The sequence below is a fragment of the Thauera aminoaromatica genome (assembly GCF_000021765.1).
GTDB classification, from domain to species: Bacteria; Pseudomonadota; Gammaproteobacteria; order Burkholderiales; family Rhodocyclaceae; genus Thauera; species Thauera aminoaromatica.
Genome location: NC_011662.2, coordinates 1,731,666 through 1,756,487, shown reverse-complemented (window position 1 = coordinate 1,756,487; position 24,822 = coordinate 1,731,666). Strand labels below are relative to the sequence as shown.

Below are 24,822 nucleotides of genomic sequence, written 5' to 3'. Positions count from 1 at the left end.
GGAGCGACGCGAGTCGCGATCCCGGCGCGAACCGGGTGCCGTGCCGACGGAACCGTGGCAATCGCGACTTGCGCCGCCTCCTACGGGGCGACCGCGCGCTTCGACGTTTCCTGTAGGAGCGACGCGAGTCGCGATCGGCGGCTCAGGACCGACCGCCGCGCTCCACCTCCTCCCTCGCGCCCGCGGGCGCTCCGATCGCCGCAAGGCGCGCGAACTCCGACTCCTCCAGCCACTCGCCCCACACCGCCATCAGCACTGCCAGCACCACCGGCCCGAGGAACAGGCCGACCAGCCCGAACGCGGACAGCCCGCCGAGCACGCCGAACATCACCAGCAGGAAGGGGATGCGGGTGGCATTGCTGATCACCAGCGGACGCACCAGGTTATCCACCCAGCTCACCACCAGCGCGCCCCACAGCAGCAGCCCGATGCCCTCGACGGTGTTGCCGGTGAGCAGCAGCCAGGCGCCGATCGAGCCCCACGCGAAGGGCGTGCCGAAGGGGATCATCGCGATCACGGCGGTGATCGCCCCCATCAGCACCGGTGCCGGCACGCCCGCCCACCAGTAGCCCAGCCCGGCGACGAAACCCTGGCCGATCGCGGTCGCGATCAGGCCCCACACCACCGCCTTGGTCATCCCGCCCACCGCGGAGAGATAGGGGTCCAGGCGCTCGCCGAGGAAGCGGCGCAGCACCGCCACCACCTGCTCGAGCACGCGCTCGCCGTCGCGGTAGAGGAAGAACACGGTGATGAGTGCGAAACCCAGCTTGGCCGCGTTGCGCCCGACGTCGCCGATCAGCGTCAGCGCGAGGTCGCTGCCCTGGCGCACCCACTCGGTGAGTTGCGCGCGCAGCGCCTCCGGCTCGCGGGTGAGCTCGCCCACCATCGCCTGCAGGTCGTCGCCGATCCACGGCAGCGTGCGGACGAACTCGGGCAGCACGAAGGCGCCCTCGCGGATCTGCGCGGTCACCGCGGCGATCGCGACACCGACCTCGGTGCGCAGCAGCATGCCGATCCACAGCGCGGGCAGCACGAAGGCGGCGCTCAGCAAAAGCGTCATCAGCAGCGCGCTGATCGTGGGATAGCGCGGTAACCGCGAGCGCAGCTGGCGGTAAGGCGTCCACGTGGCATAGGCGATGATCACCGCCCACGCCACCGGCACGATGAACAGGTGCAGCACCGCATAGCTCAGCAACAGCAGGCCGCCGAGCAGGAAGCCGAGGATGACGCGGCGGACGACCTTCTCCGCGACCTGGTCGATCATGCGGTCTCGCCCCGATCTTCCGGGCTGGCCTCCTGCTCGGCGCCGATCTCGTCGGCCGGCTCGGGCAGGCGGCTCGCCAGCACCTTGTCGATACGCTTGCCGTCGAGGTCGATCACCTCGAAGCGCCAGTTCTCCCAGGTGGCGATGTCGCCGGTGCCCGGCAGGCGGCCGAGCAGCCACATCACCATGCCCGACAGCGTGTGGTAGCGCCCCTTCTCCTCTTCCGGCACGGTCTTGATGCCCAGGCGGTCCTTGAGCTCGACGATCGGGATCAGGCCGTCGAGCAGCCAGGAGCCGTCCTCGCGCTGCACCGCCCAGGCCTCCTCGGTGTCGTGCGGCAGGAACTCGCCGGTCACCGACTCGATCACGTCGTGCAGCGTGACCATGCCCTGGATCTCGCCGTACTCGTCGATCACGAACACGGTGTAGGTGCCGGAAGAGCGGAACTGATCGAGCAGCTCCATGCCGGTCAGCGACTCGGGCACGTACACCGCAGGCTGCAGCTCCCTGGCGAGGTCGATCGGCTCGCCGCGCAGGGACTGGTTGAAGAGCTTCTTGGCGCTGGCAATGCCGAGGATGTCGTCGAGCCCGCCGCGGCACACCGGGAAGCTGGAGTAGGACGAGGACGCCACCAGCTCGAGGTTCTCCTCCAGCGGCCGCTCGAGGTCGAGCGACACGATGTCCGCGCGCGGCACCATCAGCGAGCCGATCTGGCGGTCGTCGAGGCGGAACACGTTGCGCACCATGTCGTGCTCGCTCTTCTCGATCACGCCGGCCTCGGAGCCCTCGACCAGCATGGCGTGGATCTCCTCCTCGGTCACGCTCGGCCCGGTGCTCTCGCGCTGGCCCATGATGCGCAGCAGCAGCGCGGTGGAGCCGGCGAGCAGGTAGACGAAGGGCCGCGAGGCGATCGACAGCACATTCATCGGCCGCGCCACCAGGCGGGCGATCCCCTCGGGGTCGATCTGCCCGATGCGCTTGGGCACCAGCTCGCCGACCACGATCGACACATAGGTGATCACCACCACGACCAGCACGGTGGAGCCGATCTCGCTCACCCGCTGCTCCATGCCGAGCACCTGCAACCAGTCGGAGAGCGGGCCGGCGAGCGCGGCCTCGCCGACGATGCCGTTGAGCACGCCGATCGAGGTGATGCCGATCTGGATCGTCGACAGGAAGCGGGTCGGGTCCTCGCCGAGCTTGATCGCCACCTCGGCCGCGCCGTCGCCCTCCTCGGCGAGCCGCGCGAGCCGTGCCCGACGCGCGGTGACGAGCGCGATCTCGGACATGGCGAAGACGCCGTTGAGGACGATGAGGCCGATCAGAAAGAGGATTTCCATGGGTTCGAGGTGGTTGAGAGAGGGGCGCCGGCGGGCCCCCGGGCATGACGGGCGGGCCGAACGCCGCCGATGATGCCCCAGCGGACACGGGGTGTCGACCGCGCGACCACGCGCCACGCTCGCCCGCTGCTGCAGCGCAACACCACGAACCCCTTGCTCGCGGCGACCCGAAACGCCGGCGTTGACACTCCCGCAGTGCAACAGACACAATCCCGTTCATCAAGGGGAGTAGCTTTTCCGCTCCGGCATCGTCAATACGGCAGATCGGTCTTCAGACCGTCTCCCGGTGCCGGGGGCAACGAACGGATCCATTCGTTCGTTGCAAGCGAGACCTTGCCCGATGGGCAAGGTCCGTGCATCGCAGCGCGCCAGGGTCTGTGTCCGTCGGGAACAGACCTTTTTTGTTTTCTGCGGAGCGCGCGATGGAATCGATCGGAACGTGGTGGATGTGGGCGGCCTTTGCCGCCATCGTGGGAACGATGCTGCTTGTCGACTTGTTCGCCTTCGGTGGCGGCAAGCAACACCGGGTGTCGTTGAAGGAGGCGGCAGGCTGGTCGCTCGCCTGGGTCACCGTGGCGATGCTGTTCGCCGCCGGGCTGTGGTGGTATCTCGACGGCACGCTCGGGCGTGCGGTCGCCAACGAGCAGACGACCGCCTTCGTCACCGGCTACCTGGTCGAGAAGTCGCTGGCGGTCGACAACGTCTTCGTTTGGATGATGATCTTCAGCTTCTTCGCGGTGCCGCTCGAGTTGCAGCGCCGCGTGCTGCTGTACGGCATCGTCGGCGCGATCGTGCTGCGCACGATCATGATCTTCGCAGGCAGCTGGCTGATCAGCGAGTTCCACTGGCTGCTTTACGTCTTCGGCGCCTTCCTGATCGTCACCGGCATCAAGATGGCGTGGTTCTCCGAGCACGACCCCGACCTGGACAAGAACCCGCTCATCCGCTGGATCCGCAATCACTACCCGATCACCGAGAAGCTCGAGGGCGAGCGCTTCTTCGTCGTGCGCGACGGCGTGCGCATGATGACGCCACTCTTTCTCGCCCTGGTGCTGGTCGAAATCTCCGACGTGATCTTCGCGGTCGACAGCATCCCGGCGATCTTCGCGATCACCACCGACCCCTTCATCGTGCTGACCTCGAACCTGTTCGCCATCCTCGGCCTGCGCGCGATGTACTTCCTGCTCGCCGACCTCGGCGACCGCTTCGAGCTGCTCAAGTACGGACTGGCGGCCATCCTGGTCTTCATCGGCACCAAGATGCTGATCGTGGAGTGGGTGAAGATCCCGGTGCTGGTCTCGTTGTCGGTGGTCGCCACCATCCTGGCCTGCTCGGTGTTCGCGAGCCTGTGGTACACGGCGCGCAAGGAGAAGGAAGCCGCCAGGATCAACGCGGGCTGACGCGCAGCGGGCGGGTTGGGGGCGCCGGGCGCCGCGTCGCCGCCCCCATCCCGCCATCGCGACTTGCGTCGCTCCCACGAGAACCAGCCCGAAATGTCGGGCTGCACGGTAGGAGCGACGCAAGTCGCGATCCCGCCGGAAAAGCAGGTGCCGCCCCCCCTGAATCCCCTACCCCTACCGCCCCCCTACCTCCCCCCGACCCGACATGACCGTCACCCTGCAACGCCTCGTCGAATCCGCCGCCTTCCAGCGCTTCATCGTCATGGTGATCGTCATCAACGCGATCACCCTCGGCCTCGAGACCTCGCCCACCGCCATGCAACAGGCGGGCGGACTGCTGCTCGCGCTCGACCGCGCCGCGCTTGCGGTGTTCGTGGTCGAGCTCGCGCTCAAGCTCTACGTCTACCGCCTGCGCTTCTTCCGCAGCGGCTGGAACGTGTTCGACTTCACCATCGTCGCGATCACCCTCGCCCCCACCGGCGAAGGCCTGCAGGTGCTGCGCTCCTTGCGCATCCTGCGCGCGCTGCGCCTGGTGTCGGTGGTGCCCTCGATGCGCAAGGTCGTCAATGCGCTGCTGCGCGCCATCCCCGGCATGAGCTCGGTGCTCACCCTGCTGCTGCTCGTGTTCTACGTCGCCGCGGTGATGAGCACCAAGCTCTTCGGCGCGAGCTTCCCGGAGTGGTTCGGAAGCATCGGCGAATCCTTCTACACCCTGTTCCAGGTCATGACCCTGGAGTCGTGGTCGATGGGCATCGCCCGCCCGGTCATGGAGGCCTATCCCTACGCGTGGATCTTCTTCGTCCTCTTCATCCTGCTCACCACCTTCGCCGTGCTCAACCTCTTCATCGCCATCGTGGTCGATTCGATGAGCGCGGTCGAACACGAGGAGCAGGAGCAGACCCGCGAGCTTGTCGGCGTGGACCACGACGCGGTGCTCGCCGAACTGCGCGCGATCCGCGCCGAGCTGGCCGCGCTGCGGGGGGCCGGTGGCGAGCCCCCACCCACCGCCTGACGCGGCACCGACCGCCTCAGCGCTTGACCTCGAGCAGCTCGATCACGAAGTTCAGCGTGCTGTCGGGCGGGATGCGGCCGGGCACGCCGCGACTGCCGTAGGCGGTCTCCGGCGGACATACGATGCGCACCGCGCCGCCCGGCCTCATCTGCTGCAGCACTTCCTTCCAGCACGGCACCAGGGCCTCCAGCGGCAGCTCCGCCGGGCGGCCGCGGCTGTAGGAGCTGTCGAACTCCTTGCCGTCGGCGAGCGTGCCCTGGTAGTGCACCCGTACCACATCGGCCAGCGTCGGCGGCGCGCCGGTCTCGCCCACGCGGTAGGTCTCGACGGTGACGCCCGAGGGCAAGGTCGTGGTCTGCGGCCCGGCTGCGATCGCAGCGGCAAGGGGAAGCAGGGCGAGGAGGGAAAGCAGTCGGCGCATGTCGGACTCCGGAGATTCAGATCTTGATGATGGTGTCGCTGTAGAGCGCCACGAAACGATCGTGCGTGACCAGGCGCATCGGCTCGACCAGTGCTTGTGCCACCAGAAGACGGTCGAAAGGGTCCTGATGATGCGCGGGCAAGGTCTCGACCGCCACGACGTGCTCGGGCTCGATCGCCAGGAGGCGATACCCCGAGGCGGTGAAATAGCACACGGCATCCCGGCTGGACACCGGCATGTCTCCACGCCCGAGCGCATGCTTGATGGCGATCTCCCAGACGCTTGCGACGCTGACCCATACCGTCGTTTTGGGCGACAGGATCAGATCGCGCGCGGCCTGCGGCAGCCTGGGGTGGTCGGTGATGGCCCACAGCGCGACATGCGTATCCAGAAGCAGATTCAAGATCAGCCTCCGGCGAGGAACAGCCTGGCGACGTCCTCGTTGCTGGCGTCGATGTCGTCGGGCACCTCGAACCTGCCCTTGGCCACCCCGATGCGCGGCCCCACGGACGCGCTCTCCATCGGAACGAGCCGCGCGGCAGGACGGCCGTTGCGGGCGATGACGATCTCGCGCTCCCGGCCGGACTCGATCGCCTCCACCAGGCGGGACAAGGATGACTTTGCCTGCAGCATATTTACGGATTGCATGGAGGCCTCCTCAGACACTTGTTTAGTCTAGTCTGGCTAATCTTTTCCTGCAAACGAGCGTTCGCGGGATTCTCCATTGCACCGACGGCACCGCCTGCGCCGGAGCCCGTCTCGAAAAACGACGCCCGGCAATCGCCGGGCGTCGTCCTGCATGCAAGGCCGGATCGCAAACGCGCGCCGCTCGCGCTCGCCGCGCTGAAGATCGCGCTTACAGCTTCCCGGCCACCCAGTCCTTCACCCCCGCCAGCGCCGCCGCCAGGTTCTCCGGCTGGGTGCCGCCGGCCTGGGCCATGTCGGGGCGGCCGCCGCCCTTGCCGCCGACCTGCTGGGCGACGAAGTTGACCAGCTCGCCAGCCTTGACCTTGGCGGTGTGGTCGGCGGTGACGCCCGCGATCAGGCTGACCTTGCCGTCGGCGACCGCGGCGAGCACGATCGCGGCCGACTTGAGCTTGTCCTTGAGCTTGTCCATGGTGTCGCGCAGGGTCGGCGCGTCGGCGCCTTCGAGCAGGGCGGCGAGCACCCTGATGCCTTTGATCTCGACCGCCTGACTCACCAGCTCGTCGCCCTGGCTGGCCGCGAGCTTGCTCTTGAGGCGGGCCAGTTCCTTCTCCAGCGCACGAACGTTGTCGAGGATGCCGGCGACGCGCTCGGCGACCTCGTCGGGCTGGACCTTGAGCAGCGCCGACATGCCCTGCACGCGGCGCTCCTGCTCCTGGGCGTAGCGCAGCGCGTTCTCGCCGGTGATCGCCTCGACGCGGCGGATGCCGGCGGCGACACCGCCCTCTCCGACGATCTTGAACAGGCCGATGTCGCCGGTGCGCGCCACGTGGGTGCCGCCGCACAGCTCCTTCGACGTGCCGATCGACAGCACACGCACCTCGTCGGCGTACTTCTCGCCGAACAGCATCATCGCGCCCGACTTCTGCGCCGCCTCCAGCGCCATCACCTCGGCCTGCGTGGCGGCGTTGGCGAGGATCTCGCGGTTGACGATCTCCTCGACCTCGCGGATCTCCTCGGCGCTCATCGGCGCGGTGTGGGCGAAGTCGAAGCGGGTCTTGTCGGGATCGACCAGCGAGCCCTTCTGCTGCACGTGGGCGCCAAGCACTTCCCGCAGCGCCTTGTGCATCAGGTGGGTGACCGAGTGGTTGCGCGCGGTGGCGGCGCGCGCGGCGACGTCCACCCGCGCGACCACGCCCTGCCCGACCGCCAGCTTGCCGGTGCGCACCACGCCGTGATGGCCGAACACCGCGGCCTGGATCTTCTGCGTGTCTTCCACGCCGAAGATGCCGGCGGCGGCGCGCAGCTCGCCGCGGTCGCCGACCTGGCCGCCGGACTCGGCATAGAACGGGGTGTGGTCGAGCACGACCACACCCATCTCGCCCTCGAGCAGCTCATTGACCGGGACGCCGTCCTTGTACAGCGCGAGGATGTTGCCCTTCTCTTCCAGCAGCGTGTAGCCGTGGAAGGTGGTCTCGGGGCCGTCGTATTCCAGGTTGGCGGCCATCTTGAACTTGCCGGCGGCGCGCGCCTGCTCCTTCTGGCGCGCCATCGCGGCGTCGAAGGCGAGCGCGTCGACGGTGACCTCGCGTTCGCGGCAGATGTCGGCTGTGAGATCGAGCGGGAAACCGAAGGTGTCGTGCAGCTTGAAGGCGGTGTCGCCGTCGAAGACCTTCTTGCCCGCCGCTTCCATCGCGGCGAGCTCGGCCTCGACGATCGCCATGCCGTTCTCGATGGTGGCGAAGAAGCGCTCTTCTTCCTGGCGCAGCACGTCCATGATGCGGCGCTCGCCGTCCTTCAGCTCGGGATAGGCGCTGCCCATCTCGGCGACCAGGTCGGGCACCATCTTGTGGAAAAAGGCGGCGCGCGCGCCGAGCTTGTAGCCGTGGCGGATGGCGCGGCGGATGATGCGGCGCAGCACATAGCCGCGGCCCTCGTTGCCCGGGATCACGCCGTCGGCGATCAGGAAGGAGCAGGCGCGGATGTGGTCGGCCAGCACCTTCAGCGAGGGCGAGTCCATGTCGGCACTGCAGGTTTCCCGCGCCGCCGCCTTGATCAGCGCCTGGAACAGGTCGATCTCGTAGTTGGCGTGCACATGCTGCAGCACCGCCGAGATGCGCTCCAGGCCCATGCCGGTGTCCACCGAGGGCTTGGGCAGCGGATGCATCACGCCCTGCTCGTCGCGGTTGAACTGCATGAACACGTTGTTCCAGATCTCGATGTAGCGGTCGCCATCTTCCTCGGGCGATCCCGGAGGGCCGCCCCAGATGTGGTCGCCGTGGTCGTAGAAGATCTCGGTGCACGGGCCGCAAGGGCCGGTGTCACCCATCATCCAGAAGTTGTCCGAGGCGTAGCGCGCGCCCTTGTTGTCGCCGATGCGGATCACGCGCTCCGCCGGCACGCCGACCTCCTTGGTCCAGATGTCGTAGGCCTCGTCGTCCTCGGCGTACACCGTGACCCAGAGCTTGTCCTTGGGCAGCTTGAAGACCTCGGTCAGCAGCTCCCAGGCGTAGGCGATGGCGTCGCGCTTGAAGTAGTCGCCGAAGCTGAAGTTGCCGAGCATCTCGAAGAAGGTGTGGTGGCGCGCGGTGTAGCCGACGTTCTCGAGGTCGTTGTGCTTGCCGCCGGCGCGCACGCACTTCTGCGAGGTGGTGGCGCGGGTGTAGGGACGCTTGTCGAAGCCGAGGAACACGTCCTTGAACTGGTTCATGCCGGCGTTGGTGAACAGCAGCGTCGGGTCTTCGTGCGGCACGAGCGAGCTGGAGGCCACGATCTGGTGGCCCTTGGATTCGAAGAACTTGAGGAAGGCGTCGCGGATTTCGGCGGATTTCATGTCAGGTCGTGGCCAGGACGTTGTTGAATCGGGAGCGATCGGGGAGACGATAGACGTCGAAGCCCCGGTCGAGTGTCAGGATGTCGCGCACCCCACTTTCGAGCGCGAGCACGATCAGCGACCCGTCGGCGATATCCATCGGCAGGTCGCGGTATTTTTCGGAGAGCTGGCGGATCAGCGAGACGGCGCCCGCGCCGGGGGTCGTCACCTCCACGCCACCACGCTCCACCCATTGCAGGAAGGCGAGCTGGCGATCGACCGAATGACCGAGCATATGACCGACTTCGGTCAGCACCGGCCAGGTGGTCAGCAGCGCCCCCTCGTAGTTCTCGATGAAGCGGCGCACGCGTACGTGGTTGCACTCGGCGGGCTCGAACAGCGCGATCAGCGGCCCGGAGTCAGCGATCGTTCTCAGCACGCAGCCGCTCCACGATGGTGCTACGGACGCGGTCCTTGCTGGTGAGATCGAGCGTTGCCGCCGTGGCGGACGGATCGCCGAACAGGTCCTTGCCGAGCTCGTAGGGCGTCTTGCGCGGCGCAAGCCGGGCGAGGTATTCGCGCAGGCTGGCCTTGACCAGCTCGCTCTTGCTGCGGCCGGTCTGCGCGGCGGCACGCGCGAGTTCGGACTCGAGCTCGGGATCGAGACGGATCGACAGGGTCATGGGGCCGGCCTCCTGTATTACACAACGTAATGCATCGTATGACGCGCTGCGATCGAAGTCAATTTCCGCCCGTGACGCCTATAATTATGCGTTACGACAACCACCCCGGACACGAGGACAACATGGGCAATCGGCTCTCCAAGATCTACACCCGCACCGGCGACGCCGGCACCACCGGCCTGGGCGACGGCAAGCGCGTCTCCAAGAACAGCCTGCGCATCCACGCCCTGGGCGAGGTCGACGAGACCAACGCCATCATCGGCCTGCTGCTGTGCGAGGAGCTGCCCGAGGACGTGCGCGTGCTGCTGACCAACGTGCAGCACGACCTCTTCGACCTCGGCGGCGAGGTGTGCATCCCGGGCATGAGCATGATCACCGGCAAGCAGGTGACACACCTTGAAGAAGAGCTCGACCGCTTCAACGAACCGCTCGAGCCGCTCAAGGACTTCATCCTGCCCGGCGGCACCCGCGCCGCCGCCTACGCCCACCACGCCCGCACGGTGTGCCGCCGCGCCGAGCGCGCGCTGGTGGCGCTGGCACTCGAGGAGTCTGTGAATGACGCCCCGCGCCAGTACCTCAACCGCCTCTCCGACCTCCTCTTCGTGCTCGGCCGCGTGCTCAACCGCGCCGGCGGCCGCGGCGACGTGCTTTGGCAGAAGCGGAAGAATGCCTGAGGGCCGCCTCCCGCAGCCACGTCGTTTCTCGTAGGAGCGACGCGAGTCGCGATTGCGGCGCTTGGAATCCGCGCCTCCGCCCCGGAAGCGCCCGATCGCGACGGGCGTCGCTCATGCCGGCGCGCCCGGACGGGGTGCAGCGCGTGCCGCTCCCCGGCTTCACCCCTGCGACGCCTCCTCTCCGCTCACCGCCTGGGCGGCGAGGAGTTCGCGGAACAAGGCCGAGCTCTGCGCCAGCTCCCAGGCGCGGCCGACCGCCTCGATGCGGCCGGCGCGCATCAGGATGACCTCGTCGAAACGATCGAGCAGGTGCAGGCGGTGCACCGAGGACACCAGCGCCGCGTCCGGGAAATGCGCGAACAGGCGCTGGTAGACGCGCGCCTCGGTCTCCGGGTCCAGGCTGCTGGTGGGTTCGTCGAGCAGCAGCAGGCTGGTGCCTGCGGCGGCGAGCACGCCGCGGGCGAGCGCGAGGCGCTGGCGCTGCCCGCCGGACCAGTTCGCGCCCCCCTCCACCACCCGCGTGTCCAGCCCCTGCGCCAGGCCCTCGACCACGGAGTCTGCGCACGCCGCATGCAGCGCGGCCTCGATGCGCTCGGGCGTGCGACCGGCACCGAGCAGCAGGTTCTCGGCCAGCGTGCCGTCGAACATCTCGGCCTGCTGCGGGATCAGGGTGGCGAGATGGCGCAGACGCGCCGGCATCGCCGCCAGCCCCCCGGCGTCGCTCGGCAAGCCGCCAGCGCTGGGAACGCGCTCGCCGACGACCGCCGCGGTGGCGGCTGCGGGCACCGCCTCGCCGTCGATCGACAGGACACCCGCCGTGGGCGCGTCCAGCCCGGCGAGCAGGCGCAGCAGGGTGGTCTTGCCCGCGCCGCTCGGGCCGACCAGGGCATAGCGGCGGCCGCGCACGAGCGCCAGGCGGTCGAGCTCGAGCGCGCTCGCGCGCCCGTCGCCATGGGCGAAGCACACGCCCTCCAGGCTCAGCGTGCGCCAGCCCAAGGCGGCGATGTCCTCGCCGTCGGCCGGACGCGGCGCCGGCGCGGCGGACAACAGCGGCTCGGCTGCGGCGTAGTCGGCACGCTGGCGCGCGAGCGACTGGAAGTGCGCCGCGATCGCGGTGATCACCCCGCCGGCCTGCTGCGAGTACTCGTACACCATGAAGACCTTGCCGAGCGCGATCGTGCCGGCCGCCGCCGCAGCCCCGCCCGCGGCCGCGCCGAAGCCGAACACACCCGCGGCCTCGGCCGCATACACTCCGACCAGCACGCACCACAGCGCGCTCGCGAGCAGATCCACCGCGCACCACTTGGCCTCGTTGAGCACGATGCTCTTCTTCAGCGGCCCGAACACCGCCGCCAGGCGCTCGCCGATCAGCCGCGCCACGCCCTCGCCGCGGCGCAGCGCGAGCACCGACAGCACGTTGCCGAGCACATCGACCAGGGTCGCGGAGTAGGCGCGCTCGGCGCGGTTCTCCTCCACCGCCACGCGCATCATCACGCGGTCGAAGCGGGTGATGAGCAGGCCGATGAGGCCGTAGCCGACCAGGGCCACCGCACCCACCAGCGGCGAGATCAGCCACAGCGCCACGATCGGCCCCACCAGGCGCACGGTGTTCTGCAGGTAGATGAACTGGCTCTGCGCGAAGTCGTAGAGCGCGTGCGTGCTCTGCTGCATGCGGTGGGTGGTCTCGCCGGAGTGGTGGCGCTCGTGCCAGGCCAGCGGCGCGGCGAGCAGGCGCCCCACGAGCAGCGCCGACAGGCGCTCACGCACCTTGAGCGCCACGTTGCGTTCGAGAATGCGCCCCGGCCCGTGCAGCAGCCAGCTCGCGACGATGGCCGCGAACACCATGCCGAGCCAGCGCCCGGCCTCGCTCATGCCCTCCAGCCCGCCGGACTGGATGTGGTTGATCGCGTTGCCCGCCAGCCAGGGCACGGCGAGCTTGAAGAGCTGAGACGCGAGCAGCAGCAGGAAGGCGTAGAGAAGCAACTGGCGCGCGCCTGCGGCGTGCTCCCACAGCGCGCGGTAGAGCGCGCCGATGCCCACCGGCTGCTCGCCGGCGACCGCAGGCGGCTGCGGCGCGGGCGGGGGTTCGGCCGCGGCCGCGCTGGTTTCGAGGTCGGGCATCGCAGGCTCCGCGTCAGTGGGGTTCCGCCGCTGCGCGCGCGGGATCGGGGTTGGGATCGGATTCGGGATCGAATAGCGGGATCTGCGCCGGCCGCTCGCCGCCCTCGTCCTCGGCGAAGCGCACGCCGACGCCGAGCAGGCGCACCGGCAGCGCCTTGCGCGCATGCGCCTCGTCGAGCAGGCGCAGCCAGGTGGCCTGGTCGGGCGCGCTGGCGATGCACTCGGCGGTGGTGCGGCTGAAGTCGGAAAAGCGCACCTTGACGAAGGCCTTGTGCACCGGCGGGCGATCGCGCGCGCGCTCGAAGCGGCGGAGGAAGTCTTCCAGCAGCGCCAGCAAGCCCGCTCGGCAGGCGGCGAGGTCGTGCAGGTCGGGCGTGTAGGTGGTCTCGACCGAAAGCGACTTGCGCACGCGGTCGGGCTGCACCGGGCGCTCGTCGATGCCGCGGCACAGGCGGTGCAGGCTGGCGCCGAAGCTGCCGAACTCGCGTGTGAGCTCCGCCACGCTCCAGGCGCGCAGGTCGGCGCAGGTGTGCGCGCCCAGGCGGGCGAGCCTGGCCGCGGTGACCTTGCCGACGCCGAAGATCTTCTTCACCGGCAACGCGGCGACGAAGGCGTCGACGTCCTGCGGCCGCACCACGAACTGGCCGTCGGGCTTGTTCCAGTCGCTCGCCACCTTGGCGATGAACTTGTTGGGGGCGATGCCCGCCGACGCGGTGATGCCGACCTCGGCGCGGATGCGCGCGCGGATCTCCTGCGCCATCAGCGAGGCCGAGCCGCGGCAGCGCTCGACCCCGGTCACGTCGAGGTAGGCCTCGTCGAGCGAGAGCGGCTCCACCAGCGCCGTGTAGTCGTGGTAGATCGCCAGGATGCGGCGCGAGGCCTCGCGGTAGCGCTCGAAGTCGGGCGCCAGCAGGACGAGCTGCGGGCACAGCTGCAGCGCACGCGCGGTGGGCATCGCCGAATGCACGCCGAAGGCGCGCGCCTCGTAGTTGCAGGTTGCGATGACGCCGCGCGTCTCGGCGCGCCCGCCCACCGCGACCGGCCTGCCGCGCAGCGTGGGGTCGTCGCGCATCTCGACCGACGCGTAGAAGCAGTCGCAATCGCAGTGGATGATCTTGCGCATGCGCCCGCGCGCGTGAGGAGTCGGGAGTGAGGCGCCAGGGGCGGACGGACCCGCCGGGGGCAGGCCGAGCGAACGGCGCCCGCGCTCAGAACTCGGCGGCGCGCTTGACGCGGCGCTGGCGCACACCCTCGGCGAGGATGTCGAGCACGTCGATGCTGTCTTCCCAGCCGATGCAGGCGTCGGTGACGCTCTTGCCGTACTCGAGCTCCTTGCCCGGGACGAGGTCCTGGCGGCCTTCCTTGAGGTGCGACTCGACCATCACGCCCATGATGCGGTCGTCACCGGCGGCAAGCTGGGCGGCGACGTTCTTCGCCACCTCGATCTGCAGGCGGTGCTGCTTGCGGCTGTTGCCGTGGGAGAAGTCGACCATGACCTTGTTGCACACTCCGGCCGCGGCGAGCTCGCGGCTGGCGGCCTCGACGCTGTCGGCGTCGAAGTTGGGCTCCTTGCCGCCGCGCAGGATGGCGTGGCAATCCTCGTTGCCGCGGGTCGACACGATCGCCGAGTGCCCGGCCTTGGTCACCGACAGGAAGTGGTGCGGCGCCTGCGCGGCCTTGATCGCGTCGGCGGCGATGCGCAGGTTGCCGTCGGTGCCGTTCTTGAAGCCTACCGGGCAGGACAGGCCGGAGGCGAGCTCGCGGTGCACCTGGCTCTCGGTGGTGCGCGCGCCGATCGCGCCCCAGGCGATCAGGTCGGCGATGTACTGCGGGGTGATCATGTCGAGGAACTCGGTGCCGGCGGGCAGGCCGATCTCGTTCACCTCCCACAGCAGCTTGCGTGCCAGACGCACGCCGTCGTTGATGCGGAAGCTGTTGTCCAGCCCGGGATCGTTGATCAGGCCCTTCCAGCCCACGGTGGTGCGCGGCTTCTCGAAATACACCCGCATCACGATCAGCAGGTCGTCCTTGACGCGCTCGGCCTCGGCCTTGAGCTTGTGCGCATACTCCAGCGCCGCCTTGGCATCGTGGATCGAGCACGGGCCGATCACCACCAGCAGACGATCGTCGGCGCCGTACAGGATGCGATGGATCGCCTGGCGCGCCTCGTAGGCAACCTCGGCCGCCTTCGGCGTGGCAGGGTATTCACGCAGCACGTGCGCGGGCGGCACGAGCTCCTTGATCTCCTGGATGCGGACGTCGTCGATGTGGAGTTTGATGGAGGCGGACATGCGAGGCTCTTTCTCGGATCTTTGCTGGGATGCCTGATTCTAGCGGAAAGGCGAGCATGGCTGGACGCAATGCAGACTATAGGCCGGATGGGATGAACCGATCGGCGCGGCGCGCGTCTGTTCGTACACTGCCGCCCGCCGCGCACCACCGAATCCTCCGTTCCAGACGAGTCCGCAATCATGCTGATCCACAAGCCCGCCGACGTCCCGCCCTCCGAAATCACCCCGCGCAGCCTGTTCGAGCGCCGTCGCAACTTCCTCGCGCGCAGCGGCACCGGGCTGGTGGCGGGCGCGGCGCTGTGGCACGGCCTGCCCGGCGCCGCGCGCGCATCGACCCGGCTGCAGACCGTGCCCTCGGCACTGAGCACGACCGAACCGCTCAGCGAGCGCGACGCGGTCACCGGCTACAACAACTTCTACGAGTTCGGCACCGACAAGGCCGATCCGGCGCGCAACGCCCACAAGATGGAGGTGCGCCCGTGGACGGTGCGTGTCGAGGGCCTGGTCGGCAAGCCGCGCCGCTTCGACATCGACGAGCTGCTGCGCCTGGCACCGCTGGAAGAACGCATCTACCGCCTGCGCTGCGTCGAAGGCTGGTCCATGGTGGTGCCCTGGGTGGGCTTCCCGCTCGCCGCGCTGCTGAAGGAGGTCGAGCCCCTGGGCAGCGCCAAGTACGTCGAGTTCGTCACCCACTACGATCCGAAGATCATGATCCGCGACGTGCTCGACTGGCCCTACACCGAGGGCCTGCGCCTGGACGAGGCCTTGCACCCGCTGACCCTGCTCGCGGTAGGCGTGTACGGCGAGGCGCTGCCCAAGCAGAACGGCGCGCCGCTGCGCCTGGTGGTGCCGTGGAAATACGGCTTCAAGAGCGCCAAGTCGATCGTCACCATCCGCCTGACCGAGAAGGAGCCGGCGACCGCGTGGAACAAGTTCGCGCCGCAGGAGTACGGGTTCTACTCCAATGTGAACCCCGAGGTGCGCCATCCGCGCTGGAGCCAGGCTACCGAGCGCCGCATCGGCGAGTTGCGCAAGCGCCCGACGCAGATGTTCAACGGCTATGCGGAGCAGGTCGCGAGCCTGTACCAGGGCATGGACCTGAAGAAGTTCTACTGAGCACTGCATCCCGCCGACCGCAACGATGAATCTTTCCCTCAGAAGCCCCTCCGCGGGCACGATCGTCGCCTTCAAGGCGATCGTGTTCGCCCTCTGCCTGCTGCCCGCAGTGAACCTTGCGCTCGGCTGGCAGGCGAACGCGCTCGGCGCCAACCCGATCGAGACGATCACGCGCGCGAGCGGGGAATGGACGCTGCGCCTGCTGCTGATCACACTCGCCGTAACGCCGCTGCGCCGCTTCAGCGGCCTGCACTGGCTGCTGCGCCTGCGCCGCATGCTCGGCCTCTTCGCGTTCGCGTACGCGCTCGGGCACTTCGCGATCTATCTGTGGCTGGACCAGTTCTTCGACTGGAACGCGATCGCCCTCGACATCCTCGACCGCCCCTTCATCACCGTGGGCTTCGCCGCCTTCGTGCTGCTCATTCCGCTCGCCGCGACCTCGAACAGCTTCGCGATCCGACGCCTCGGCGGGCGCCGCTGGCAGTCGCTGCACCGCTCTGTCTATGCGATCGCGATCTTCGCCGTGGTGCACTTCTGGTGGCTGGTGAAGGCGGACATCGGGCGTCCGCTGCTCTACGCGAGCATCCTCGCCGTGCTGCTCGGCCTGCGCGGCTGGTGGCGCGAACTCGAACGCCGGCGGCAGCTCTCGGTGCCGCCGCCGGCGAAGCACCTGGAGAAGAAGGTGATCCGGCTGGTGCCGCGGCAGTAGGCGGCACCGCGGCGCCGTCGGGCCCGGCGGCGCCACGCCTCAGCGCGGAGCCAGGCGCCAGAGCGAGGTCGTTTCCGCCGCGCGCGCCGCATGCAGCGGATCGTCCGCATCGGCCGCCTTGCCGTGGCGCGGACGGATGTCCTCGCGTCCGAGGACGCGCAGTCCCGCGGCCTCGATCCAGCCGAGAAGCTCGGCGCGACTGCGCAGGCCGAGGTGTTCGGCGAGGTCCGACAGGATCAGCCAGCCCTCGCCACCTTCCTCCACGTGTTCCGCCAGGCCGGCGAGGAAGCCGCGCAGCATGCGGCTGTCGGGGTCGTAGACCGCGTGCTCGATCGCCGAGCTCGGCTTGGCCGGCACCCAGGGCGGGTTGCACACCACCAGCGGCGCGCGGCCGGGCGGGAAGAGATCGGCCTGGAGCAACTGCACGCGGCCGGCGGCAACCTGAAGGTCGGGCGCAGCGGCGCCCGGGATCGTGCAGGAGGTTGTGCCCGGGGCGCCCTCCTCCGCCGCGGCCCCGGCCAGCAACTCGAGGCGCGCGAGGTTCTGCTGCGCGCAACCCAGCGCACGCGGCGACAGGTCGGTGGCCACCACGCGCGCCACCCCGCGGCGCGCGAGCAGCGCGGCGATGACGCCGGTGCCGGTACCGATGTCGAAGGCGAGCGTGGTCGCGGGCAGCGGCGCGCGCGCGATCAGGTCCAGGTATTCGCCGCGGATCGGCGAATAAACGCCGTACCAGGGGTGGATGCGCTCGCCGAGCGCAGGGATGGCGACGCCCTTGCGCCGCCACTCGTGCGCGCCGACGAGGCCGAGCAGCTCGCGCAGCGACATCACGAAGGGTGCCGCAGCGAGGTCCGCATCCGCTGTGCCGGCGACCGCCTCGGCGACGACTTCGGCGACCTCGGGCGCGCGCCGCAGCGGAATGCGCACGCCGGCCTCGAAGGGGATCAGCAGCATGCCCAGGGCGCGCGCGCGCTGCGCCTGCGCCATGCGGTGGAGGTGGAAGGCCTCGGCGGGCGTGGCCGGCGCCTTGCCCGGCTTGACCGCCCTGCCCGGTTTCCGCGCGCGCGCGTCGGCGCGGCGCGCCATCGCCTGCAGCAGCTGGCGGGCGTTGTGGTAGTCGCCGCGCCACAGCAGGGCGCTGCCCTCGCAGGCCAGGCGCCAGGCCGCATCGGCCTTGGTGGTGTCGTCGGCGATCACCACCCGGCGCGGTGGCGCCTGGCCGCTCTCGGAACGCCAGCGCGCACTGCAGCGGCGCACGCTGCCGTCGTCCGCAAGCTCTTCCCAGGTCAGCGTCGCCGCTGCGCTCGAGGTGCTCACGCCTGCTTCGGCCGCATCGCGTGCTTGGGGCGGAAGGCCTTGATCATCGCGTCGTCGGTCTCGACATACGGACCGCCGACGAGGTCGATGCAGTACGGCACTGCGGCGAAGATGCCGACGTGGCGCACGCTGCCGTCGGCGTCGCGCACGCCTTCGAGGGTTTCGCGGATCGACTTGGGCTGGCCGGGCAGGTTGATGATGAGGCACTTGCCGCGGATCACCGCGACCTGGCGCGACAGGATCGCGGTGGGTACGAAGTTCAGGCTGATGCGGCGCATCTCCTCGCCGAAGCCGGGCATCTCCTTGTCGCCGATCGCGAGCGTGGCCTCGGGGGTCACGTCGCGCACCGCCGGACCGGTGCCGCCCGTGGTGAGCACGAGGTTGCAGCCGGCCCGGTCGACCAGCTCCACCAGGGTGCGCTCGATCAACGCACGCTCGTCGGGGATCAGCCGGGTCTCGGCGCTCCACGGCGACGTGAGCGCCCTGCCCAGCCAGTCTTTCAGCGCGGGGATGCCCTGGTCTTCGTAGGTGCCCTCGGAGGCGCGGTCGCTGATCGACACGAGGCCGATGCGGATGTGTTCGCTCATGGGTTCGGTCCCTGTTCTGCGGCGTCCTCGTCGGACGGGGTCTCCGCCGCCTCGGCGGCGGCGTCGCGGGCTTCCTGCAGCTCGCGCAGCACGCGGAAGATCTCGCGGAAGGACTTCGGCGGCTTGGCGGCCTCGCGCTCCTTGAGCGCGTTGCGGCGCAGGGTGCGCAGGTATTGCAGGTCGGCCTCGGGCCAGGTCTCGGCGATGGCGCCGATGGTCTGCTCGTCTTCGAGCAGCTGCTCGCGCAGGCGCTCGAGGCGGTGCATCTTCGCCACCTCGGCGGCGGAGTTGCCGGCGAAGATGTCGAGCTGGGCCTGAATGGGCTCGGGGTCGATCTTGCGCATCAGCTTGCCGATGTACTGCAGCTGGCGGCGGCGCGCCTCCATCTTGAAACCCTGGGCGGCGCGGATGGCCTCGTACAGGGTCTCGGGCAGCGGCACCTTCTTGAGGCGCTCGGGCGAGAGCGCGACGAGCTGCTCGCCGAGGTCCTGCAGCGCCTGCATCTCGCGCTTGCGGCTGCTCTTGCTCGGCGGCTCGGGAAAATCGTCCTCGTCCGCGGGGTCGGAATGGTGGTGGCGCATTGCTTGCATGGGGGGCTGGCTCGATCGGGGTAAGATTATAGCCTTTGCACGCACCCGGCCCGCCCATGTCCAGCCAAGGCTTCTCCTTCTCGCAGGCGCATCTCGCCGAGATCGCCACCGACATCCTGAAATACGCCCGCAAGCACGGCGCCTCGTCGTGCGAGACCGACGTCTCCGAGGGCTTCGGCCAGTCGGTCGCGGTGCGCCGCGGCGAGGTCGACACCATCGAGTACAACCGCGACAAGGGGGTGGGCGTCACGGTGTACCTCGGCCAGCAGCGCGGCTACGCGAGCACCTCCGACTTCTCGAAGAAGGCGCTCAAGGCCACGGTGGACGCCGCGCTCTCGATCGCGCGCTTCACCGCGCCCGACCCCTGCGCCGGGCTGGCCGACGCGGCGCTGATGGCGAAGGCGAAGGACATGCCCGAGCTCGACCTCTTCCATCCGTGGAACATCGACGTCGCGCAGGCCATCGAACTCGCCCGCCGCTGCGAGGACGCCGCCTTCGCGGTCAGCCCGAAGATCGGCAACTCGGAGGGCGCCAACACCTCGATCCAGCAGTCGCACTTCGTGTCGGCGAACAGCCACGGCTTCCTCGGCGGCTACGCCACCACCCGCCACGGTCTGTCGTGCTCGGTGATCGCCGGCGAGGGCGACGCCATGCAGCGCGAATACTGGTACGACTCGCGGCGCGACCCTGCCGAGCTGATGGTGGCCGAGGAGGTTGGCCGGCGCGCCGGCGAGCGCGCGCTGGCGCGCCTGGGTGCGAAGAAGATCCGCACCTGCGAGGTGCCGGTGCTGTTCGAGGCGCAGCTCGCGGTGGCGCTCGTCGGCAACTTCGTGCAGGCGGTGAGCGGCGGCTCGCTCTACCGCAAGTCGAGCTTCCTGCTCGACAGCCTCGGCAAGCAGGTGTTCTCGCCGGTGGTGAGCATCGCCGAGCGCCCGCACCTGAAGAAGGCCTTCGGCTCCAGCCCCTTCGACGGCGACGGCGTGGCCACCCGCGACCGCGAGGTGGTCACCGACGGGGTGCTGAACGGCTACTTCCTCTCCGCCTATTCGGCGCGCAAGCTCGGCCTGCAGACCACCGCCAACGCCGGCGGCTCGCACAACCTGATCGTGAAGCCCGGCGAGCAGGACCTCGCCGGACTGATCCGGCAGATGGACCGCGGCCTGCTCGTGACCGAGCTGCTCGGCCACGGCGTGAACTACGTCACGGGCGATTACTCGCGCGGTGCGGCAGGCTTCTGGGTGGAGAAGGGCCGCATCAAGCACGCTGTCGAGGAGATCACCATCGCCGGCAACCTGCGCGACATGTTCCGCGGCATCGTCGCGGTGGGTAACGACGCCCTGCCGCGCGGCGCCAAGCTGTGCGGCTCGGTGCTGATCGAGCGCATGAAGGTCGCCGGGCGCTGAGCCGGTGTCCGGACTTCATCCCGCCAGCGCGGTACCTTTCCGTCCCGTTGCGCGAGCGGCGTCTATAATCGTTCGCTGAATTCGCTGGAATCCACCCCCGAACACAAGGAGAAATCGTGGAACGTCGTTCATTCCTCAAGAAGGCCAGCGTCGGCCTTGCCGCCGGTGCCGCCGCAGGCGTCGCCTCCACCGCGGCCGTCGCCGCCCCCGCCGTCCAGACCGGCCTGCCCGAGATCAAGTGGCGCATGACCTCGAGCTTCCCCAAGAGCATCGACACCCTGTACGGCAGCGCCGAACTGCTCGCCAACCGCCTGCGCGAGATCACCGGCGGCAAGTTCGACATCCGCATCTTCCCGGCCGGCGAGATCGTCCCCGGCCTGCAGGCGCTCGACGCGGTGCAGCAGGGCACGGTCGAGATGTGCCACTCGTGCTCCTACTACTACGTCGGCAAGGACAAGACCTTCGCCTTCGGCACCGCCGTGCCCTTCGGCATGAACGCGCGCCAGATGGACGCCTGGATCATCGGCGGCGGCGGCCAGGAGCTGCTCGACGAGTTCTACGGCAATTACAACGTGTATTCCTTCCTCGGCGGCAACACCGGCGTGCAGATGGGCGGCTGGTACCGCAAGCAGATCAACACCCTGGAGGACATCAAGGGCCTGAAGATCCGCATCGCCGGCATCGCCGGCGAGATCATGTCGCGCATGGGCGCGATCCCGCAGCAGATCGCCGGCTCGGACATCTACCCCTCGCTCGAGAAGGGCACCATCGACGCCGCCGAGTGGGTCGCCCCCTACGACGACGAGAAGCTCGGCTTCTACAAGGTCGCGCCCCACTACTACTCGCCGGGCTGGTGGGAGCCGGGCCCGGTGGTGCACTTCTATGTGAACAAGGCCGAGTGGGACAAGCTGCCCAAGGAATACCAGGCCGCCTTCCGCGCCGCCTCGCGCGAGGCGCACATCCAGATGACCGCGATGTACGACCACAAGAACCCGCAGGCGCTCGCCCGCCTGCTCGCGCAGGGCGTCAAGCTGCAGAACTTCTCCAACGAGATCATGAAGAAGGCCTTCGACATCTCGCGCGAGCTGTACGCCGAGGAGGCTGCGAAGAACCCGGCGTGGGCCAAGATCTACGCCGAGTTCGAGAAGTACCGCAAGTCGCAGAACGCGTGGTTCAGCGTCGCCGAGGCGGGCTTCGACCGCTTCATGCAGTCGGTGCGCTGACGGGCTTCAGGCTTCAGGCGCAAAAAAAGCCGGGCATGCCCGGCTTTTTTCATGGTGCGCGCACTCAGTCGCCCTGCAGTTGCCGCATCAGGTCGGCGTTCGAATCGCCCGCCGCTGCGGCCCCGCCGCCGCCCTGCAGCAGTTGCTCGAGGTCGAGTTCCTGCTGCTGCGCCGGCTTGGCGCCCGCGTCGCCGTAGGACACCAGGCCGGGGAAGGCAATGATGAGGCCGACCATGACGAGCTGGATGATCACGAAGGGCACCGCACCCCAGTAGATCGACGCCGTCTTCACCTTCTCCGACGCCACCGAGCGCAGGAAGAAGAGCGCGAAGCCGAAGGGCGGATGCAGGAAGGAGGTCTGCATGTTCACCGCCAGCAGCACGCCGAACCAGATCAGGTCGATGCCGAGCTTGTCCGCCACCGGCGCGAGCAGGGGCACGATGATGAAGGCGAGCTCGAAGTAGTCGAGGAAGAAGGCGAGCACGAATACGAGCAGGTTCACCGCGACCAGGAAGCCGGTCTGCCCGCCGGGCAGCGAGGTCATCAGGTGCTCGACCCAGAGGTCGCCGTTTACACCGCGGAAGGTGAGGCCGAACACGCTGGAGCCGATCAGGATGAAGACCACGAAGCACGAAAGCTTGGTGGTCGAGTCCATCGCCTGCCTGAGCAGCGGCAGCGACAGGCGCCGGCGCGCGAGCGCCATCAGCACCGCGCCGAGGGCCCCCATCGCACCGCCCTCGGTCGGCGTCGCGACGCCGATGAAGATGGTGCCGAGGACGAGGAAGATCAGCCCGAGCGGCGGGATCAGCACGAAGGTCACGCGCTCGGCCATGCGCGACAGCAGGCCGATGCCGAAGATGCGGTTGACCATCGCTGCCACGAACGCGATGCCGATCCCGGCCATCGCCGACACCACCACCACCTCGTCGCGCGGTGCATCGGCGCGATAGATCTGGCTGGCGAAGAGCCAGGCGCCGGCGCCCGCGACCACGGTCAGCAGGGCCAGCGAGCGCAACCCGCTGGCGCCATCGGGCTCGCGCAGCGTCCGCGCCTCGGGCGGCATCGCCGGCGCGAGCGACGGCCGGAAGATCGCCACCACCGCGACATAGACCACATACAGGCCGGTGAGGACCAAGCCCGGGACCAGCGCGCCTTGATACATGTCGCCGACGCTGCGGCCGAGCTGGTCGGCCATCACGATCAGCACCAGCGAGGGCGGGATGATCTGCGCCAGCGTCCCGGAGGCGGCGATCACGCCGGTGGCGAGGCGATGGTCGTAGCCGTAGCGCATCATGATCGGCAGCGAGATCAGACCCATCGAGATCACCGAGGCCGCGACCACGCCGGTGGTCGCCGCGAGCAGCGCGCCGACGAAAATCACCGCGAAGGCGAGGCCGCCGCGGATCGGCCCGAACAACTGACCGATGGTGTCGAGCAGATCCTCGGCCATGCCGCTGCGCTCGAGGATCAGCCCCATGAAGGTGAAGAAAGGCACCGCGAGCAGGGTGTCGTTGGCCATGATGCCGAAGATGCGCTCCGGCAGCGCCTGGAACAGCGCACCGTGGAGCAGGCCGAGCTCGATGCCGACGAGGCCGAACAGGATGCCGTTGGCCGCGAGCGCAAACGCCACCGGAAAGCCGAACAGCAGGAAGAGGATCATGGACGCGAACATCAGCGGCGCCATGTTGGCGACGACGAACTCGGTCATGGCTCCACCCTCCCCTCGCGCTGCGCCTTGATCGCTGCGACCAGGTCCGCGGTCGCTGCGCCGGAGGACTTCTTCTGCAACGGGTCGGGGCCGTGGCCGGCGAGGAAGGCGATGCGCTTGACCAGCTCGGAGAAGGCCTGCAGCACGAGCAGGCCGAGACCGAGCGGCAGCATCATCTTGACCGGCCAGCGGATCAGGCCGCCGGAGTTCTGCGACATCTCGCCCGAGGCGAGCGAGGTCATCACGATCGGCCACGACAGCCACAGGATCAGCCCGGCCATCGGCAGCAGGAAGAACAGGATGCCGACGATGTCCACGACGTTCTGCCCACGCGGCGACAGCCGGCTGGTGAGGATGTCGATGCGCACGTGCTCGTTGCGCAGGAAGGTGTAGCCCGCGGCGAGCATGAAGATCGCGGCGAACAGGTACCACTGGATCTCGAGCAGGGCGTTGGAACTTGTGTTAAACAGCTTGCGGACGAGGGCGTTGCCGGCGCTGATCACCACGGCGACCAGCACCAGCCACATCACGGCGCGTCCGACCCGTTCGTTGATCCAGTCGATCAAGCGGGATAAGCGCAGCAGAGAAGACACGGGAAAACTCCGGAAACCGGGGCGGGACGCCGCCCGGTGCCGCTTTGCGAGCCGGCAGGCCTTAAAATCTCGATTATCCCACAAGGGCCGCCCTCGCCGGGCGACAGCTTGCCGATCACGATGAAAACACGAAACTCGACACAATCCGCACTTGCTTGCCGGATCTGCCTCGTACGCCACGGTGAGACCGCCTGGAATGCCGAGCGCCGCCTGCAGGGCCACATCGACGTGCCGCTCAATCCGCGCGGCCTGTCCCAGGCCGAGGCCACCGCGCGCAGCCTCGCGCGCGCCGGCGAACGCTTTGCCGCGCTCTACAGCAGCGACCTGCAGCGCGCGCGCCAGACGGCCGACGCGGTCACGCGCGCACACGGCCTCGCCGCCACCCACGACGCACGCCTGCGCGAGCGTCACTACGGGGTGCTGCAGGGACTGACCTTCGAGGAAGCGGAACACCAGCAGCCGCAGGCCTGGCAGCACTTCAGGAAGCGCGATCCGCAAGTGGCGCTCGACGGCGGCGGCGAGAGCCTGCACGGGCTCGCCGCGCGCGTGCATGCGGCACTGGAGGAGATCGCCGCACGCCACGCCGGCGAGTCGGTGGTGGTGGTGACCCACGGCGGCGTGCTCGACATCGCCCACCGCCTGGCCACCGGCAAGACGCTCGAGGGCGTGCGCGATTTCGCGATCCCGAACGCCGCGCTCAACTGGATCGAACACACGGCCGGAAGCTGGCGGTTGATCGCATGGGCCGACGAGCGTCACCTCGCCGACGCATTGGACGAACTGCCCGGAACCTGATGCGAAGCGCATCGAAAATGACGTAGACGACCGCCATTAGGGTTTTCCGTGGATTACGGCCCGGAATCGGGTCTTCCTATAATCGCATCGAAGGTTTCGATCACACATCACACCTCAC

24 protein-coding genes are annotated in these 24,822 nt (G+C 68.9%); 8 read left to right on the top strand and 16 right to left on the bottom strand.

Annotated elements, in window-relative coordinates:
• Positions 1-142: 142 nt before the first annotated feature.
• Together TMZ1T_RS07775 and TMZ1T_RS07770 are read right to left on the bottom strand one after the other, a co-directional pair.
• Complete coding sequence (locus TMZ1T_RS07775) at positions 143-1,264, bottom strand: AI-2E family transporter (protein WP_012585089.1); 1,122 nt, start codon at positions 1,262-1,264, stop codon at positions 143-145.
• Entirely contained in the window at positions 1,261-2,604 is a 1,344-nt protein-coding gene (locus TMZ1T_RS07770; protein ID WP_004323555.1) for a hemolysin family protein, read from the bottom strand. The genes TMZ1T_RS07775 and TMZ1T_RS07770 overlap by 4 nt, the downstream gene beginning before the upstream one ends.
• A 422-nt stretch (positions 2,605-3,026) precedes the next feature.
• Here TMZ1T_RS07770 and TMZ1T_RS07765 point away from each other — a divergent pair, with 422 nt between their 5' ends.
• Positions 3,027-4,004, top strand: coding sequence for a TerC family protein (locus tag TMZ1T_RS07765; RefSeq protein ID WP_012585088.1), 978 nt, complete (start codon positions 3,027-3,029; stop codon positions 4,002-4,004).
• Positions 4,005-4,209: 205 nt separating this feature from the next.
• Complete coding sequence (locus TMZ1T_RS07760; protein ID WP_012585087.1) at positions 4,210-5,016, top strand: ion transporter; 807 nt, start codon at positions 4,210-4,212, stop codon at positions 5,014-5,016.
• A gap of 16 nt (positions 5,017-5,032) precedes the next feature.
• On the opposite strand, the gene TMZ1T_RS07755 is transcribed toward TMZ1T_RS07760, so the two are convergent.
• The 6 genes from TMZ1T_RS07755 to TMZ1T_RS07730 form a co-directional block, all read right to left on the bottom strand.
• On the bottom strand, positions 5,033-5,437 hold the full coding sequence (locus TMZ1T_RS07755) for an FKBP-type peptidyl-prolyl cis-trans isomerase (RefSeq protein WP_004324307.1): 405 nt from the start codon (positions 5,435-5,437) through the stop codon (positions 5,033-5,035).
• A gap of 16 nt (positions 5,438-5,453) precedes the next feature.
• Positions 5,454-5,840: a type II toxin-antitoxin system VapC family toxin gene (locus TMZ1T_RS07750; protein WP_004324309.1), complete on the bottom strand. Its 387-nt coding sequence runs from the start codon at positions 5,838-5,840 to the stop codon at positions 5,454-5,456.
• Positions 5,841-5,842: 2 nt separating this feature from the next.
• Positions 5,843-6,085 (bottom strand): type II toxin-antitoxin system Phd/YefM family antitoxin, encoded by a 243-nt coding sequence (locus tag TMZ1T_RS07745; RefSeq protein WP_004324311.1) that lies wholly within the window; start codon positions 6,083-6,085, stop codon positions 5,843-5,845.
• A 208-nt stretch (positions 6,086-6,293) separates the two neighbouring features.
• On the bottom strand, positions 6,294-8,915 hold the full coding sequence (gene alaS / locus TMZ1T_RS07740) for an alanine--tRNA ligase (RefSeq protein ID WP_004324313.1): 2,622 nt from the start codon (positions 8,913-8,915) through the stop codon (positions 6,294-6,296).
• Position 8,916: 1 nt separating this feature from the next.
• Positions 8,917-9,333 carry a type II toxin-antitoxin system VapC family toxin gene (locus TMZ1T_RS07735; RefSeq protein ID WP_004324315.1) on the bottom strand — a complete coding sequence of 139 codons (417 nt, stop codon included), beginning with the start codon at positions 9,331-9,333 and terminating at the stop codon, positions 8,917-8,919.
• Positions 9,314-9,577, bottom strand: coding sequence for a ribbon-helix-helix protein, CopG family (locus tag TMZ1T_RS07730; protein WP_004324317.1), 264 nt, complete (start codon positions 9,575-9,577; stop codon positions 9,314-9,316). The genes TMZ1T_RS07735 and TMZ1T_RS07730 overlap by 20 nt, the downstream gene beginning before the upstream one ends.
• 122 nt (positions 9,578-9,699) lie before the next feature.
• Between TMZ1T_RS07730 and TMZ1T_RS07725 the strand changes: the two genes are divergently transcribed.
• Positions 9,700-10,251 (top strand): cob(I)yrinic acid a,c-diamide adenosyltransferase, encoded by a 552-nt coding sequence (locus tag TMZ1T_RS07725; RefSeq protein ID WP_004324319.1) that lies wholly within the window; start codon positions 9,700-9,702, stop codon positions 10,249-10,251.
• A gap of 159 nt (positions 10,252-10,410) precedes the next feature.
• Here TMZ1T_RS07725 and TMZ1T_RS07720 read toward each other — a convergent pair whose 3' ends face one another.
• The 3 genes from TMZ1T_RS07720 to aroG all read right to left on the bottom strand — a co-directional run bounded on the left by TMZ1T_RS07720 (position 10,411) and on the right by aroG (position 14,663).
• Positions 10,411-12,372: an ABC transporter ATP-binding protein gene (locus tag TMZ1T_RS07720; protein WP_012585086.1), complete on the bottom strand. Its 1,962-nt coding sequence runs from the start codon at positions 12,370-12,372 to the stop codon at positions 10,411-10,413.
• 13 nt (positions 12,373-12,385) lie between these two features.
• Complete coding sequence (gene dinB / locus TMZ1T_RS07715; RefSeq protein WP_004325141.1) at positions 12,386-13,495, bottom strand: DNA polymerase IV; 1,110 nt, start codon at positions 13,493-13,495, stop codon at positions 12,386-12,388.
• An 85-nt stretch (positions 13,496-13,580) separates the two neighbouring features.
• Positions 13,581-14,663: a 3-deoxy-7-phosphoheptulonate synthase AroG gene (gene aroG / locus TMZ1T_RS07710; RefSeq protein WP_004325143.1), complete on the bottom strand. Its 1,083-nt coding sequence runs from the start codon at positions 14,661-14,663 to the stop codon at positions 13,581-13,583.
• Between the two features lie 180 nt (positions 14,664-14,843).
• Here aroG and msrP point away from each other — a divergent pair, with 180 nt between their 5' ends.
• Together msrP and TMZ1T_RS07700 are read left to right on the top strand one after the other, a co-directional pair.
• Positions 14,844-15,779, top strand: a complete 936-nt coding sequence (gene msrP, locus TMZ1T_RS07705; protein WP_004325145.1) for a protein-methionine-sulfoxide reductase catalytic subunit MsrP — start codon at positions 14,844-14,846, stop codon at positions 15,777-15,779.
• 25 nt (positions 15,780-15,804) lie between these two features.
• On the top strand, positions 15,805-16,488 hold the full coding sequence (locus TMZ1T_RS07700; protein ID WP_004325147.1) for a protein-methionine-sulfoxide reductase heme-binding subunit MsrQ: 684 nt from the start codon (positions 15,805-15,807) through the stop codon (positions 16,486-16,488).
• A gap of 39 nt (positions 16,489-16,527) precedes the next feature.
• Here TMZ1T_RS07700 and TMZ1T_RS07695 read toward each other — a convergent pair whose 3' ends face one another.
• Genes TMZ1T_RS07695 through yjgA form a run of 3 tightly spaced genes read right to left on the bottom strand, consistent with a single transcriptional unit; the run spans position 16,528 to position 18,973 of the window.
• Positions 16,528-17,778 carry a methyltransferase domain-containing protein gene (locus TMZ1T_RS07695; RefSeq protein ID WP_049766934.1) on the bottom strand — a complete coding sequence of 417 codons (1,251 nt, stop codon included), beginning with the start codon at positions 17,776-17,778 and terminating at the stop codon, positions 16,528-16,530.
• Between the two features lie 23 nt (positions 17,779-17,801).
• Complete coding sequence (gene mog, locus TMZ1T_RS07690) at positions 17,802-18,392, bottom strand: molybdopterin adenylyltransferase (protein WP_004313539.1); 591 nt, start codon at positions 18,390-18,392, stop codon at positions 17,802-17,804.
• Positions 18,389-18,973 carry a ribosome biogenesis factor YjgA gene (yjgA, locus tag TMZ1T_RS07685; protein ID WP_086014413.1) on the bottom strand — a complete coding sequence of 195 codons (585 nt, stop codon included), beginning with the start codon at positions 18,971-18,973 and terminating at the stop codon, positions 18,389-18,391. Before yjgA ends, mog begins: the two co-directional genes overlap by 4 nt.
• Before the next feature lie 65 nt (positions 18,974-19,038).
• On the opposite strand from yjgA, the gene pmbA reads away from it, so the two are divergent.
• The gene (gene pmbA / locus TMZ1T_RS07680) at positions 19,039-20,385 is read left to right on the top strand and encodes a metalloprotease PmbA (protein WP_012585083.1); all 1,347 of its coding nucleotides are present in this window, start codon (positions 19,039-19,041) and stop codon (positions 20,383-20,385) included.
• A 116-nt stretch (positions 20,386-20,501) separates the two neighbouring features.
• Entirely contained in the window at positions 20,502-21,608 is a 1,107-nt protein-coding gene (locus TMZ1T_RS07675; RefSeq protein ID WP_004313534.1) for a TRAP transporter substrate-binding protein, read from the top strand.
• Positions 21,609-21,672: 64 nt separating this feature from the next.
• On the opposite strand, the gene TMZ1T_RS07670 is transcribed toward TMZ1T_RS07675, so the two are convergent.
• Positions 21,673-23,316, bottom strand: a complete 1,644-nt coding sequence (locus TMZ1T_RS07670; protein ID WP_012585082.1) for a TRAP transporter large permease — start codon at positions 23,314-23,316, stop codon at positions 21,673-21,675.
• Positions 23,313-23,909, bottom strand: coding sequence for a TRAP transporter small permease subunit (locus TMZ1T_RS07665; RefSeq protein ID WP_012585081.1), 597 nt, complete (start codon positions 23,907-23,909; stop codon positions 23,313-23,315). The genes TMZ1T_RS07670 and TMZ1T_RS07665 overlap by 4 nt, the downstream gene beginning before the upstream one ends.
• 120 nt (positions 23,910-24,029) lie before the next feature.
• Between TMZ1T_RS07665 and TMZ1T_RS07660 the strand changes: the two genes are divergently transcribed.
• Entirely contained in the window at positions 24,030-24,704 is a 675-nt protein-coding gene (locus TMZ1T_RS07660) for a histidine phosphatase family protein (RefSeq protein ID WP_012585080.1), read from the top strand.
• Positions 24,705-24,822 lie beyond the last annotated feature (118 nt).